Source organism: Ahrensia kielensis DSM 5890 (genome assembly GCF_000374465.1).
Lineage (GTDB): Bacteria > Pseudomonadota > Alphaproteobacteria > Rhizobiales > Rhizobiaceae > Ahrensia > Ahrensia kielensis.
Map to the genome: position 1 here is coordinate 205,646 of NZ_KB894529.1, position 14,306 is coordinate 219,951.

Annotated in this window: 14 protein-coding genes and 1 tRNA gene; 6 read left to right on the top strand and 9 right to left on the bottom strand. The window is 48.4% G+C overall.

Features of this window, described 5'->3' with window-relative positions:
• Window positions 1-4 precede the first annotated feature (4 nt).
• Window positions 5-1,447 carry an FAD-binding oxidoreductase gene (locus tag C504_RS0107170; RefSeq protein ID WP_018688644.1) on the bottom strand — a complete coding sequence of 481 codons (1,443 nt, stop codon included), beginning with the start codon at window positions 1,445-1,447 and terminating at the stop codon, window positions 5-7.
• Window positions 1,448-1,678: 231 nt separating this feature from the next.
• Between C504_RS0107170 and C504_RS17395 the strand changes: the two genes are divergently transcribed.
• On the top strand, window positions 1,679-2,617 hold the full coding sequence (locus tag C504_RS17395; RefSeq protein WP_018688645.1) for a LysR family transcriptional regulator: 939 nt from the start codon (window positions 1,679-1,681) through the stop codon (window positions 2,615-2,617).
• A gap of 25 nt (window positions 2,618-2,642) precedes the next feature.
• Here C504_RS17395 and C504_RS0107180 read toward each other — a convergent pair whose 3' ends face one another.
• Window positions 2,643-3,962, bottom strand: a complete 1,320-nt coding sequence (locus C504_RS0107180) for a DUF3422 family protein (RefSeq protein ID WP_018688646.1) — start codon at window positions 3,960-3,962, stop codon at window positions 2,643-2,645.
• Between the two features lie 181 nt (window positions 3,963-4,143).
• Between C504_RS0107180 and C504_RS0107185 the strand changes: the two genes are divergently transcribed.
• The gene (locus C504_RS0107185; protein ID WP_018688647.1) at window positions 4,144-4,920 is read left to right on the top strand and encodes a FadR/GntR family transcriptional regulator; all 777 of its coding nucleotides are present in this window, start codon (window positions 4,144-4,146) and stop codon (window positions 4,918-4,920) included.
• A gap of 28 nt (window positions 4,921-4,948) precedes the next feature.
• Here the strand turns inward: C504_RS0107185 and C504_RS0107190 are convergent, their stop codons facing one another.
• The 3 genes from C504_RS0107190 to C504_RS0107200 all read right to left on the bottom strand — a co-directional run bounded on the left by C504_RS0107190 (window position 4,949) and on the right by C504_RS0107200 (window position 7,816).
• A complete protein-coding gene (locus C504_RS0107190; protein ID WP_018688648.1) occupies window positions 4,949-6,322 on the bottom strand; it encodes a glutamate--cysteine ligase in 1,374 nt (457 codons plus the stop codon).
• Between the two features lie 114 nt (window positions 6,323-6,436).
• A complete protein-coding gene (locus C504_RS0107195) occupies window positions 6,437-7,171 on the bottom strand; it encodes a 16S rRNA (uracil(1498)-N(3))-methyltransferase (protein WP_018688649.1) in 735 nt (244 codons plus the stop codon).
• Between the two features lie 9 nt (window positions 7,172-7,180).
• Complete coding sequence (locus tag C504_RS0107200) at window positions 7,181-7,816, bottom strand: hypothetical protein (RefSeq protein WP_018688650.1); 636 nt, start codon at window positions 7,814-7,816, stop codon at window positions 7,181-7,183.
• A 117-nt stretch (window positions 7,817-7,933) separates the two neighbouring features.
• Here C504_RS0107200 and C504_RS18735 point away from each other — a divergent pair, with 117 nt between their 5' ends.
• Window positions 7,934-8,074: a hypothetical protein gene (locus tag C504_RS18735; protein WP_018688651.1), complete on the top strand. Its 141-nt coding sequence runs from the start codon at window positions 7,934-7,936 to the stop codon at window positions 8,072-8,074.
• Window positions 8,075-8,184: 110 nt separating this feature from the next.
• Window positions 8,185-9,351 carry an alpha-hydroxy acid oxidase gene (locus C504_RS0107210; RefSeq protein ID WP_018688652.1) on the top strand — a complete coding sequence of 389 codons (1,167 nt, stop codon included), beginning with the start codon at window positions 8,185-8,187 and terminating at the stop codon, window positions 9,349-9,351.
• Between the two features lie 3 nt (window positions 9,352-9,354).
• Here the strand turns inward: C504_RS0107210 and C504_RS0107215 are convergent, their stop codons facing one another.
• A complete protein-coding gene (locus C504_RS0107215) occupies window positions 9,355-9,840 on the bottom strand; it encodes a cupin domain-containing protein (protein WP_018688653.1) in 486 nt (161 codons plus the stop codon).
• Window positions 9,837-10,973: an aminotransferase class I/II-fold pyridoxal phosphate-dependent enzyme gene (locus tag C504_RS0107220; protein WP_018688654.1), complete on the bottom strand. Its 1,137-nt coding sequence runs from the start codon at window positions 10,971-10,973 to the stop codon at window positions 9,837-9,839. The genes C504_RS0107215 and C504_RS0107220 overlap by 4 nt, the downstream gene beginning before the upstream one ends.
• A gap of 158 nt (window positions 10,974-11,131) precedes the next feature.
• Between C504_RS0107220 and C504_RS0107225 the strand changes: the two genes are divergently transcribed.
• Entirely contained in the window at window positions 11,132-11,959 is an 828-nt protein-coding gene (locus C504_RS0107225) for a DUF937 domain-containing protein (RefSeq protein WP_018688655.1), read from the top strand.
• A 3-nt stretch (window positions 11,960-11,962) separates the two neighbouring features.
• Window positions 11,963-13,555 (top strand): exodeoxyribonuclease VII large subunit, encoded by a 1,593-nt coding sequence (gene xseA / locus C504_RS0107230; protein WP_018688656.1) that lies wholly within the window; start codon window positions 11,963-11,965, stop codon window positions 13,553-13,555.
• Window positions 13,556-13,619: 64 nt separating this feature from the next.
• On the opposite strand, the gene C504_RS0107235 is transcribed toward xseA, so the two are convergent.
• A tRNA-His gene (locus tag C504_RS0107235) sits at window positions 13,620-13,696 on the bottom strand.
• A gap of 138 nt (window positions 13,697-13,834) precedes the next feature.
• Complete coding sequence (locus C504_RS0107240) at window positions 13,835-14,281, bottom strand: phasin family protein (RefSeq protein WP_018688657.1); 447 nt, start codon at window positions 14,279-14,281, stop codon at window positions 13,835-13,837.
• Window positions 14,282-14,306 lie beyond the last annotated feature (25 nt).

Here is a 14,306-nt window from a genome sequence, read left to right on the forward strand (position 1 = left end):
CATCTCATATAGCCTTGCGTTGTGAGAGGGTGAGCGGGAACACCTTGGATGGGTTCAAAATCCAATCAGGATCAAATGCTGCGCGTACCCGCATCTGTTGGTTTAGATCTATTTCTGCGAACTGGTGCAGCATCAAGTCTCGTTTTTCGATGCCGACGCCATGTTCTCCTGTCAGGCAACCACCAACATCGACGCATAGACGCAAAATATCCATACCAGCGTCTTCAGCTGCCTGCGCTTCCTTGGGATCATTGGCATTGTGCAAAATCAGCGGATGCATATTGCCGTCACCAGCATGAAAAACATTGGCGACGCGCAAGCCATATTGCTCAATTATCTTGTAGGTTTCCCGCAAGACATAGGACAGTTTTCCAAGCGGCACGGTGCCATCCATACAGATATAATCAGCGATACGTCCGGTCGCGCCGAAGGCAGATTTTCGACCTTTCCAGATTTGCGCTGCTTCTGTTGCAGACTGGCTTTCTTTGATATTCTTTACGTTATGTTTTTGCGCAATTTTAATGATCTTTTTCAGCATTGCGTCCATCTCTTCGTCGGAGCCTTCGACTTCGATGATTAGCAATGCCTCGACATCCATTGGATAGCCTGCGCCCGCAAAAGATTCACAAATATCGATTGCCGGCTTGTCCATGAACTCGATTGCGACAGGTATTATACCGCTGCCAATAATGTCTGTGACACAAGCGCCTGCAACCTCTGCATCATCAAATCCAAACAGCACAGGGCGCGCGCCTTCTGGCTTGGCGATCAACCGCACCGTTGCTTCGGTAACAATGCCAAGCTGCCCTTCAGAACCGCACAGCAAGCCAAGTAGGTCATAACCTGGTGCATCAAGCGCTTGCCCGCCAATATCAACGATTGTGCCGTCAAACATGACAAGTTTTACACCGACCAGATTGTTGGTTGTAACGCCATATTTAAGGCAATGCGCACCACCGGAATTCATACCGATATTGCCGCCAATCGTGCAAGCAAGCTGCGATGATGGATCAGGCGCATAGAAAAAACCATCTTTTGAGACAGCTTCGGAAATGGACAGATTTGTTACGCCTGCTTCGACAACGGCAGTTCGGTTATCGTAATCAACATCGATCATTCGGGTCATACGTGAAACACCTATGACCACCGCATCTTCCTGCGGTATCGCGCCGCCAGCCAATGACGTGCCTGCCCCGCGAGGTACAACCGGAATTTTATTGGTTGAGCAATATTTTAGAACATCCGCCACTTGCTGGGTCGTGTATGGCAACACAACCGCTAAAGGCAGGCGGCGATATGCTGTAAAAGCATCAGTTTCAAATGGCACTAACTCACGCTCATCTGAGATAACGCACTCATCAGGTAGAAGATTATACAATCCTTCCACGATGGCATTGCGACGGCCGGTGATATTTGCATCGGGTTTCAGAAACTCAATCGTCGTCATTTCACCCCTCCAATTCAAATGAAACACTAACAGCCTTCAATTGGTAAATTATAATTACCAATTAGAGTCAAGCGCACGGCAGGCGAAACAGTTTCAACGAAATGGCGAAACACTGTTATTAATGGCTATGGACTTTTGTGTAGCCTGCCCCATTTTGGTTGATACTATACGGTATGAATGAATGAACGAGCGGCAAAACAAATAGTTTAAGAACAATGGTTAGCCAATATAATGAGTAATTTCGGAGATCTAGAAATTTTTGCCCGCGTCGTCGGCGCAGGCAGTATGTCTGCGGCAGGGCGCGAACTAGGATTGTCACCAGCGGTCGTTTCAAAACGCCTTCGCCGCTTAGAAGATCGACTAGGTACAAGGCTGCTACAACGTACAACACGGCAAATCGCACTCACAGAAGCAGGCCAAGGTTTTTACGAACGTGTTGTTGCTATCCTTGCGGGTATCGAAGAGGCAGAAGCGTTTGTCGCACGCCGATCTGCCATCGCGCGCGGCACTTTGAAAGTTTCTGCACCGACATCATTTGGGCGAATGCATATCGCGCCGAATCTCGGCGACTTCATGAAAAACAATGATGACTTAAATCTCAACCTGCTTTTATCTGATGACCTTGTTGATATTGTTGGCGAGGGATTTGATGTCGCGATCCGTATTGCAGAGCTTGAAGATTCCAGCCTTGTTGCGCGTAAGCTTGCATCCGTGCGCAGAATACTCTGTGCGACACCAGAATATTTAACTGAAAACAGCACTCCAAAAACGCTCGAAGAGCTAGCGCATCACAACTGCCTTACACATCAGGTTTCAGACACTTGGCGTATGGCGGGCCCGGAAGGTGATGTCAGTGTTCGCCCGACCGGTAATATAAGCACCAATTCTTCTGAGGTGGTGCGCGAAGCTGTTCTGGCAGGACTTGGAATTGCGCTTCGTTCCACGTGGGATATCGGACAGGAACTTGCCGACGGAAAGCTTGTGCAGATTTTACCTGAATATGAAAGCAAATCGAATGTCGGCATTTACGCGATCTATCCATCGCGTCAGTTTTTGCCAGCGAAAGTGCGCGTTTTCATTGATTATCTCGCGCAAATATTTGGCGGTGTTCCCTATTGGGAAGCAGGTTTAAACACGCCAGAAACACCGAAACTAAAAAAAGAAGACTAAAGCGCAAGCGCTAAGCGTTGCCACCTTACATATCAGTATCAGAATGTTTAGCGCGTATTCGGCGCACGACAAACCACATGCCTAGCACGGCAATCGGCACAAAAAGCGCTACCAGTGTTGCATCTGAAATACCGGGAAGCGACATGCCCAAACCCTTTGCCAGATAGGCAAAAAGCCCAACGACATAATAAGAAACCGCAGCAACAGAAAGACCTTCAACCGTTTGCTGCAGGCGCAATTGTAGCTTGGCGCGATTGGCCATAGATTGCAGCAGATCACGGTTTTGCTTTTCAACTTCAACATCAATGCGCGTGCGCAACAATGTTGCTGTACGTGCCAGTTTGCGCGATAGGTTGGCTTGGCGTTCTTCAATGGCACGGCATGTGCGCATAGCAGGTGCAAGACGGCGTTCTAGGAAAAACTTTAGCGTGTCACACCCCAAAAGAGGTTCACGTTCAAGCTCCTCTAACCTGTCTTGAACAATATTGTCATAGGCACGGCTGGCACCAAAACGATAAAGACTGGATGCAGCATCCGCTTCAAGCTCAGCTGCAAGGCTCGTCATTTCGTTGAGCAATTCTTCGGAATTCGACGGCTCCAAATTTCGCATTCGGTGGGTCAATTCCGCCAGACGGTCTTCGGCTTTGCGCATTCTTGGAGAAAGTCGCTGTGCAAGCGGCAACCCAAGCATGGCCAATGTACGGTATATTTCGATATCAAACAGCCGCTGCGAAAGCGCGCCGAGCCGCTGGGGCGCCATGCCTTTATCCAAGACAACAAAGCGCGTTAGCCCAGCCTGATCCTGCCGAAAATCTGTTGCAATAATACCAAGGCCGTTACGTGTAACCGATGCACATAGAGTTCGCCGGTCAAAATTATTCAGCGCCTTTTCTTCGGCCTCTTCGCTCCAATTTATAATATCAATACGTACAGCAGAGATCAGTGAACCGGGCGCAGGAAAAGCATCGCCAAAAGGGTGGCCTTGCGGCAGCGTATCAAAACTACTGGCAGCTGGGCCTTCCCAAAGATAGGTGGAGGCTTCTGTATGGCGTTCCCACCAAATGCTGCTCTTTCCCATTTCAATTCGGTGATGTCGTGCACCTTCAACAGGGGGAGAAATTCCGTTTTGACGGGAAAGCTCTGCAAGAACGGCCTGATCAACGGTAGCCCCGCCATCTGTGACGAAGCACAATTTGATCAGTGTTCGCGGTGAGGAAATAATCGGCGCTGGCCGAGCATGAACTTCGCCAAGCGCAACGGCTCTTTCTGCATGAAGCGGAAATCCGAAGACACCGCGCGGCGCAGCTTCGGTTTGATCAACAGCACCGATATCTTTTTTATACACGTTGCCCCCAAACGCTATTATGGCCCATCTGACAAGCCACCATCTTGAGCGATTTTAATATGGTGTCTGCTTTTTGGAAATAAGCAAGGCTGCTACATAAGCGCACGTAACTCCTGTTCAAATTGGCTATAATTATTGACCAGTCGGCACATGCCTCATATGATCAAAATTGGAGGATTGAATGGGCACAGCTATTTTTTCACAGATCAATCATGCGCGCACAGCAGATGAAGTGTGCGCACAGATAGAGACCCTAATTTTAGAAGGCGTCCTTCGCGTTGGTGATAAGCTACCGGGCGAACGCGATCTGTCTGAACAGCTCGGCATTTCACGGCCTATTTTGCGCGAGGCACTCAAAGAATTGGAAGCGCGCGAATTATTGGTGACACGCCATGGTGGCGGCACTTTTGTTGCCGATGTCATTGGTGATGTTTTTTCCAAAACAATGCTGGATCTCATTGCAGATCACCCAAAGGCAACATCGGATTATCTGGAATATCGACGCGAAGTAGAGGCGATTGCTGCTTCTTACGCTGCTCGCCGCGCAACGGATGATGACCGTGCTCTTTTAACAGAGATCATCATGCGCATGGAAGAAGCGCACAAGAAAGAAGACTTTCAAGAAGAGGCTGCGATTGACGTCGAATTTCACCAAGCGATTTGTGAAGCAGCCCATAATTTGATCTTACTGCATACGCTGCGATCCTGTTACCGGCTTTTGACAAATGGCACGTTCTTCTCACGTTCTTTGGTTTACCGCGCACCGGGCGCAAGATCGCTTCTGCTCAAACAGCATCGCGCAATTTACGAAGCAATAATGGACGCAAATCCGGATGCGGCAGCAGCAGCTGCGGCGGCGCACATGGAATTTGTTGAAGAGAGCAAACGCGAGGCTGAAAAAGTCGGCGCTTGGCAAACAGTCTCTAAATTAAGAAGGCAAATGCGTAACACCAAGTAAGCTTAGGTGTTACGCTGAAAATCCCCTCTTAATAAGCATATTCGAGAAATGCTGGCTCTATGCTACCAGCCCAGTTCGACTGGTATTGCAGCAACATCTGTTCGGCAGATGTTGTGCCGCGCGCTGCAACTTCTTCTAGCGGTGCAAGGAAGTGAGCCTCATCAAATCCGTCATCATTGAGTTTGGCGCGGGAGATCAGGCCTTGCCGTGCAATACCGAGAACTTCTTTGGCAAGCTCGTGCATGGACTGGCCTTTGATTTTAGCTTTAAAGCCATCTTTTGGCACTGCATTTCGAAGCTCCACAACCTCATCAAACGTCCAATCTTTTGTGAGTTGCCAAGCAGCTTCAAGCGCAGCTTCATCATAGCACAAACCAACCCAGAAGGCAGGTAGCGCACAAATACGCCGCCACGGACCACCATCTGCGCCGCGCATCTCAATAAACTTTTTAAGACGTACTTCAGGGAACACGGTCGAAAGGTGGTTTGTCCAATCGCCTTTATTTGGCTTTGCATCAGGGATTTCACCCTCAAGCGCTCCATTCATAAATTGACGGAACGTCACATGGGTACAATCAATATATTTGCCATTACGAAGAACGAAATACATTGGTACATCCAATGCCCATTCGACATAATCCATGAAGCCAAAATTATCGTTGAAAACCATAGGCAGAACACCGGAACGATTATTATCGGTGTCACGCCAGATATCGGCGCGCCAAGACAGTAATCCGTTCGGCTTGCCTTCTGTGAACGGCGAGTTTGCAAACAACACGGTTGCAAGCGGCTGCAAACGATAAGACATTTGCATTTTCTTGCGCATATCCGCTTCGCTATCGAAATCCAAATTAACCTGAATTGTCGATGTGCGGTGCATCATATCAAGGCCTTGCGTGCCGACCTTTGGCATATAATTGCGCATGATATCATAGCGTGATTTTGGCATACGCGGCGTTTCATCCAGCGTCCATTTAGGACTTGCGCCCAAGCCCAGAAACTTAATGCCGAGCGGATCAGCGATCTGGCGCAGTTGCGCCAAGTGGCGATTGCTCTCGCGGCAGGTCTCATGGATGGTTTCTAATGGCGCGCCCGACAGCTCAAACTGACCGCCCGGCTCCAAAGATATTGCACCCATACCATTTGGTTCAAACAAGCCGATAAGATTGCCCTCATCGATGATTGGCTCCCAGTTCAGCTCAGCTTGCATGCCTTTAAGAAGCGCTTCGATAGATCGCTCGCCTGCATAGGGAATTGGCGTGTGATCCTGCATGCAGAATGGAAACTTCTCATGCTCGGTGCCAATGCGCCATTCTTCCTTTGGCTTGCAGCCGGAGGCAAGATAGCCTGCCATTTCCTCTACGCCGCTAATTGGTGCTTCATCAGTTGTATCGCGGGCCATATCACTTGTCCGTTTGATTAAGATTGATGCTCGTTGCCCGATTGTGCTTTACGCGGCAAGCCAATTTTTATGAATGATCATTCAATAGAAGTTGATCGGTAGTCAATTTTATTCTCACCAATCGCCCGCAACCGCTTGAATTACGGCCATTGCGGCGACTGCTGCGGTATCAGCACGCAATATGCGGGGCCCAAGAGGAATCGCAACAACAAAAGGTTTTGCCCGCAAAGCTGCACGCTCTTCGTCTGAAAAACCGCCCTCCGGTCCGATCAGAACGCCCAATTTATTGCCCTTAAGACTTTGCAGTTTTTCAACTGGATTATTCGTTTGCGCATCTTCATCACAAAAAATCAGTGTGCAGCTTTCGTCCCAATCATCCAGAAACTTTTCAAACTTAATCGGCTCGGCACATTGCGGAATATTGAGGATTCCGCATTGTTCGGCCGCCTCTAATGCATTTGCATTCATTTTATCAATATTGAGGCGGTGGTTTTGTGTGTGCTGCGTCAAAACAGGCTGCAACATGCTCGCGCCCATTTCGACAGCTTTTTGCGCCATATAATCCAAGCGGCCAACTTTTAGCGGCGCGAAACAGTACGTAAAATCAGAATTTTGCGGCTGCTCACGCTCTTGGTTTATGCACATTAGCGAAACATTTCGCTTGCTCTCGACCTCAACTTCGCAAAGCCATTCTCCGTCTTTTCCATTAAACACAAGAACCTTGTCACCCGTTTTCATGCGCAAAACATTGGCAAGATAATTGGCTTGAGGCTTGTCGAGCGCGAAAGACGCTGCTCGGCCTAAAGGAACATCAAGAAATAACCGTTGGATTTTATAATTTGCACGCATTCAAAACCGTTAGCGCGACAAAGCACTATCATGCAAGACCGGTTGATAGCCTGATCTTAAGGCTGCGACTATTGATGGCGGTGTAATGAGATATTGAGGAGCATCATCGTCGTGCTGATACCCTTCAGGCTTCCACAGAAACAAAGTCTGATTTGATATGAGATATGCCCTGTCTTGATTTCCAACAATTGTACCATCCGGCAGAGAGCGCCAATCATTTGCGATCGTGTGCAATCTTTTCTTGCCAGCGTTTAAGCGCTCTGCGTGTAGCAATTTGTCCATTTGCGGGGCACTCATCTTGCTTTCACTTTGCCCGGTGGAGAAAGCCGCTTGAAACATGGTGGCACGCGCGCGCTGGCAATAAAAACAAGGCCTATGGCCTGCTGCCAGTGCTGTTGCTTCATCCAAGAAAAACAATTCTGACCAACCAGTGCCACCATTTTTTCCATTGCGGCCAAAAACGTCGCGGCGCCGTTCTTTGAAACTGCACAGGCATATAATCCAGGCTTTGGACGTCCATCGCCGTGATGGCAGCAGGCTGCGTGTATCAGGGTTGTGGATAATTCCACGGTTGCCTGTGAATAACCCACGCGCCTTATCGGCAATTATGTTGCCAAAAGGTGTCACTCTGTTCTGAAGCGTCATCAAATTAACCTTCCAGTAACCTTTTGGTAGCTTTTGAGCTTGGACACTTTATACGCCGCTCAGGTTGCGTCGGAAAGCTGACAAAGAACCAATAATTATTAATTTCAGGAGCGTTTAATGGCCGTGCGTGCTATCACCTTATCTATTGCTATGATCGCAGCAACCGCACTTTGGGGCCTATCTGTTTATTCAGCAGACGCTATGGCTGGCAAAGTTTCCCATGATGGTTATGGCGTTTCCTCAATCACTCAAAACTAAACTGTATTTTGCCTTATAAGGGCGCTCCCTCCTAAAGTTTCAAATTTCTGACCTTGCCTTACGATGCACTATGCCTTTAATCAAAAACATTGATTGGGAGTGAGATTGCTATGTTTGGTCCGGTTACTTGTATTGAAGATTTGCGCAAACGCGCTGAGTTTCGTGTACCCCGCATGTTTTATGATTATGCGGATTCCGGTTCTTATACAGAGGGCACATACCGCGATAACACAGAAGCCTTTTCACGCATAAAAGTGCGCCAAAGGGTGGCTGTAGATATCGACAACCGCTCATTGAAATCGACGATGATTGGGCGCGATGTCACGATGCCTGTTGCGCTGGCCCCTATCGGGCTATGCGGCATGCAGCATGCGGATGGAGAAATCAAAGCAGCTAAAGCTGCTGAAAAGTTTGGTGTGCCGTTTACGCTTTCCACAATGTCAATTTGCTCTATTGAAGAGGTTGCCAAGGCGACAACAAATCCATTTTGGTTTCAGCTTTATGTTATGCGTGATCGCGGTTTTACCGAAGATATGATCGCAAGGGCAAAAGCTGCAGGATGCGATGCACTTGTGCTGACACTTGACCTTCAAGTCTTGGGTCAACGTCACAAAGACATTCGCAACGGCCTTTCGGCTCCGCCAAAGCCAACGATCAAATCAATCCTAAATCTGATGACCAAGCCACAATGGAGCATGGAAATGCTCGGCACGAAGAACCGAACTTTCGGTAATATTGTTGGTCACGCACCTGGCGTTGATAATATGACCTCTTTGTCTGAATGGACAGCCAAGCAGTTCGACCCTTCTTTGAGCTGGGAATCTATTGAGTGGATCAAATCCAAATGGGATGGCAAGCTCATCCTGAAGGGGATCAACGATATTGAAGATGCCCAAATCGCGGCTAAAACAGGCGCGGATGCTATCACTGTATCAAACCATGGCGGCCGTCAGCTTGATGGTGCAGCAGCGTCAATTGATGTTCTTGCCGATATTGTTGACGCGGTGGGCGATAAAATCGAAATCCATATGGATTCCGGCATTCGCTCTGGCCAAGACGTTTTCAAAGCCATTGCCCTTGGTGCAAAATCCACAATGATTGGACGTGCCTTTATTTATGGTCTCGGCGCAATGGGCGAACAAGGTGTCACCAAAGCTTTGGAAATTATCAAAGACGAGCTAGACCGCACAATGGGTTTTGCCGGTGAGACAGACATTAAAAATGTTGGCCGTCACAACTTACTGCAAAGCGGGAACAGCTATAAAAAAATGGCGTAAGCGTTATTTTGCACCAGCATCAGGTGTGTCAATCGCTTCAATATCAACGAGGTTCCAGCGCATATTTTGATTGCGGAATATGCGCTTGTTCAATCGTGGATAATCAGCAACATCATGAGCATTGCGCTCTCCAACAACGATACAGCGCAAGACTTCCGTACCTGTATTCTTTATTGAATGGGAAAAGCCGCCTTTTCGATAGCCAATAAAATCACCTTCGCTTATTTCGACGCTATCATAACCAATATAGGCTGTTGCAGTACCGCTCAGCACATAGACACATTCGTCTTCATGATAATGCACATGGTGTTCGGTCGTCTCATGCCCCGGCTGCACTTCAATGATGTGAAAGCCAAACCCTGTCAAACCGGCAATATCGCCTAACGATTTATTGTTGCGCTTAGCGTTGGTGTTCAGAAAGTGCGTCTTATCTAAACCTTCCATCTGCTCAATCTCGTTGCGTTTTATGAGATATTTATCACCGCTCATTTGCTGTTCCTTTTAAGATGGGCATCAAATGCCGACAGCCCTTCGTCCAGGCCTGACCGACCGAAGCCTAGTCGAAAATGATCGGCAGGTGTGTTGCCAAATGAGGACGCGTAGATTGAAGCGGGCAGAAAAAGAACGCCAGCCTCTTCAACGAGATTTTGCGCGAAGGCTTCCACGCCTTCTGGTCCTTTGTAACGGACAAAAGCCATGCAGGAACCATCTGGCCTGCGCCACTCAAAAAGATCAGGATAACGCGCAAAGAACGCGTCCCACTTTGGCAAATTCTCATCAATGATCGCGCAATTACGCGCTAGAATTTTATCCCGATTCTTTAAAGCAATTTTGGCAAGCCTTTCGCTCGGGCCAGAATTTGCAATGGACAAATAATGCTTCATACGCTCCATTTTGGAAAGAATCTCAGCATCTTGGCAAGCAATCCATCCAATACGCAAACCCGGCAACCCATAAGATTTCGACATAACGCCAAGCGAAAGCCCGCGCTCATAGACATCGGCAACATAAGGCAAATGTTTTGTGCCAGCTGGACCAAGGCCATTGAAAATTTCATCGTGAAGAAGATAAATGCCATGTTTGCGGCACAGCTCTATCAACGCTTGATAGCGATCTAACGGCAATATTGCACCTGTAGGATTGTGCGGAAAGTTGATTGTGATGAGCTTTGTGTTTGGCCTAATCGCCGCTGCCATACGATCAATATCCAGCGACCAGTTGTCATTAGGGTCAAGCGGCACAGCGCTTACCTCACCAATCGCGTTTGGCAATGCTTCGTGCGATTGATAGTTGGGCGTCACGCAGATCGCATGACTGTCCTTATCAAGAATGATCGAATTTGCCGCAAATATGCCTTCACTGGCTCCGGCAAAGCACAATATGTCAGACGCGGTCTGCTTTTCGTAAGTCGCCGCAATCGCTTCGCGTAAATCCGGCGCTCCAAATGTTTGTGTATAGCCGAGCCAAAGATTTTCAAATTCTGCTCGATCTTCATCACTTGCCATATCAAGCAGTTCGCGCATCGTCATACTTTCAGCATCTGATGCTGTCATGTGATAACGCGCTTTGAATTCCCATTTTGAAAAATGGGTCTCTAGCTTGAAGTCAGGAAGTGCTTGCATGTTAATTATCCAAGTTTGATATCATTATTATCTATCGCAAACGCCTCATGAATCGAAGCCTTAGCACACCAATTCATGAGAATAGTTGTGAACCCTGTCTTCGTACATTGTCTGCGGCTTTGCCTGTGGTACGGTAGATCAAAAGCAAGGAGAATCTTATGCTGCCAATTTTTGATATGCTGACAAAAGCACAAAATGGAAATGCTATTAATATGATGGCAGAACAGTTCGGGCTTTCTGCAAAGCAAACGCAAGATGCGCTTGAAGCTTTAACGCCTGCTTTCTCCACCGGATTAAAGCGCAATGCAGCCGAACCAATGGGTGTTGCAGGCTTTATGCAAGCACTTGCAAGTGGCAATCACGCAAAATATTTTGAAGATATGCAAAGCGCCTTTCAACAGCAGGGACTAAATGAAGGCAATGGCATTTTGGGACATTTGTTTGGCTCAAAAGACGTTAGCCGCGCGGTGGCAGAGCAAGCTGCAAAAGCAACTGGCATTGGGCCAGATATTCTCAAACAAATGCTACCGGTAATCGCCTCAACATTGATGGGGGCGATGTATAAGCAAACAACACAGCCACAGGCTTTTGGCGTTCAAAATGCTGGAAATGGCAATATTCTTGGCCAAATCATTGAGCAAATGATGCAGCACTCAGGGCAGGCTTCCCCTCAAGCTGCGCCGCGTAATTCAAATCCGATGGATAATCCCTTTGGCAAAGCGCTTCAGGATATGTTTGGCGGCAATCAAACACAGCAACAATCAGCACCGAACCCCATGGACCCTGCCAATAACCCTTTTGGCAAGATTTTTGAGGACATGATGGGCGGCGCCAAACCAGCGCCAGAACCCGCACCGACGAAGAATAAATATGAAGATTTATTTGGCGACATGTTCGAAACAGGCCGCAAGCAACAAGACCAATACCAAAAATCCGTTGAATCAATATTCGATCAATATATTGATGGCATGAATCGGCACAAATAATTTATGAATGACAGCCCTACTCCACACTCCAATGTAGCCGAGTTTTCGGTTTCAGAACTTTCTGGTGCGATAAAGCGCACGATGGAAGATACCTATGGGCGCGTGCGCGTGCGCGGTGAATTAGGCCGTGTATCGCGTCCTGCATCCGGCCATATTTATCTTGATCTAAAAGACGACAGATCCGTCATAGCCGCCGTTATCTGGAAAGGTGCGGCCGCCAAAATGGCTGTGCGCCCTGAAGAGGGCTTGGAAGTCATTGCGACTGGCAAGATCACCACCTTTCCGGGTCAATCCAAATATCAGCTGATTATTGATAATATGGAGCCTGCAGGCGAAGGCGCGCTGATGGCGCTGCTCGCTGCGCGCAAACGCCAGTTGGAAAGCGAAGGGCTTTTTGACCCAGCACGTAAACAGCTGCTTCCCTATATGCCACGAGTTATTGGCGTTGTTACATCACCAACAGGCGCGGTCATCCGCGATATTCTACATCGGCTTTCAGACCGTTTTCCAAGCCATGTCCTTGTTTGGCCTGTGCGCGTTCAAGGTGAATCATCGGCACAAGAAGTTGCTGATGCTGTGCGCGGCTTTAACGCTATTGATGGGACTTCAGGCATTCCAAGGCCTGATTTGCTCATTGTTGCACGTGGCGGCGGATCACTCGAAGACCTATGGGGTTTTAACGAGGAAGTGGTGGTTCGCGCTGTCGCTGATTCAGATATTCCTATTATTTCCGCCGTAGGCCATGAGACAGATACAACGCTGGTTGATTATGCAGCCGATGTGCGTGCGCCCACACCGACCGGTGCAGCAGAGATTGCTGTGCCAGTTCAGGCTGAGCTGGTGGCGCAAATGGCGCAGCTTGCTGCACGCCTACGCGCTGGCCTTAGCCGCTCAACGGACCGCAAGAAGGAGCGCCTTGCTGGTCTTGCCCGCGCTTTGCCGCATCCTGATGGTCTTCTGGCCCTGCCCCGCCAACGCCTAGACGGGCAACAAATCAGACTTGGTGCAGCGCTTGATCGTTTTACAACGCAAAAACGTTCGCGGCTTATTACAGCAGAAGCAAAGCTCAGCCCTACGCGTCTTATTCAACGCTTTGAAAATGTGTGTAGCAATCTGGACCGTCTATCGCGAGGGCTTCCCTCTGCACTTAGCCGCAATATTCAAACCCATCGCCGCGAGCTAGAGTTTCGCGCCCAGCGCCTGTCACCGCAAACGATCAACCGTAATGTGAAAGCGGGCCGCGAACAGCTAGAAGCGCTGGAACGGCGCAATGATCTTGCCGTTGAACGTTTGATTGGAAATCGCAACGACAAAACGCTCCAAGTTTCAAAACTTCTTGATAGCTATTCCTATCAACGCGTTTTAGATCGTGGTTTCGCACTTGTTATGGATGAAAACGCAAAACCGCTGCGAAGCTCAAAGGGCATTGTAAAAGGTGCAGGGCTCACGATTCAGTTTGCAGGTGATGATCGTTTAGCAGCGATTGCAAATGGCGATGCGGTTCCGTCATCAAGCAAACAGCCCACAGCTAAGCCGACAAAAGAAAAGCAGGCTAAATCGGTCCCAGCCGCGCAAACATCTTTGTTTGATGAGTAATCAGCACAGAAGTTAAGCGCGGTAAGCGCCATTTTTGTTATAAATAATTTGGGAAATTTGTTGGTGGTACGAACGGGTGGATTTGAACCACCGACCTCTGAAGCCACAATCCAGCGCTCTAACCAACTGAGCTACGTCCGCAAGCCAACGAGGGTCAATTAGTCTGATGTGCGCGACAATGCAAGAGTTTGCTGTGCACCAATTACCGTTCTTGTGAAAAAAATTTAAAGATCGGCCGGATTGTGTCCGGCCAATCGTCGTTTCGGCCTGTATTTACGCTTATTTCGGCTTAAAAGCACCCATTGCTTTTTCAGCAGCTTTCTTTGCAGGTGCGCTCGCATCGCTAGCCGCATCTTGGTAAAGTGCCTGCATCGACTTGGCATTTTCCATTGCCATCTGCGTCTGAGAGCTCAAAAAGCTTGTTTGAAGCTCCATGAACTCCGACATAGATTTTACGCCTGAGAGTTTTTCCATGTGAGACAGCGTTGCTTCAGTGTTTGTGCGCACTGCGTCCATTGTGGCCAATGAAATCTTGGATGAATGTCCCTGCGCAGTGCTTAAATTTGCTTCAGCTTCTTTTTTCGCTTCTTCAAAAGCAATCTGTGCCTGCTCATAAGTTTCTTTGGCTTTGGACAATCCGTCATTTGCCATTGATTTGAGCTTTTCAAGATATTGCGCCGGATCTACGCCTTCTGGAAATTCAAATGTGTCTTTCTTTGCGGCCATATCTATTGCTCCTAATCAAATGATC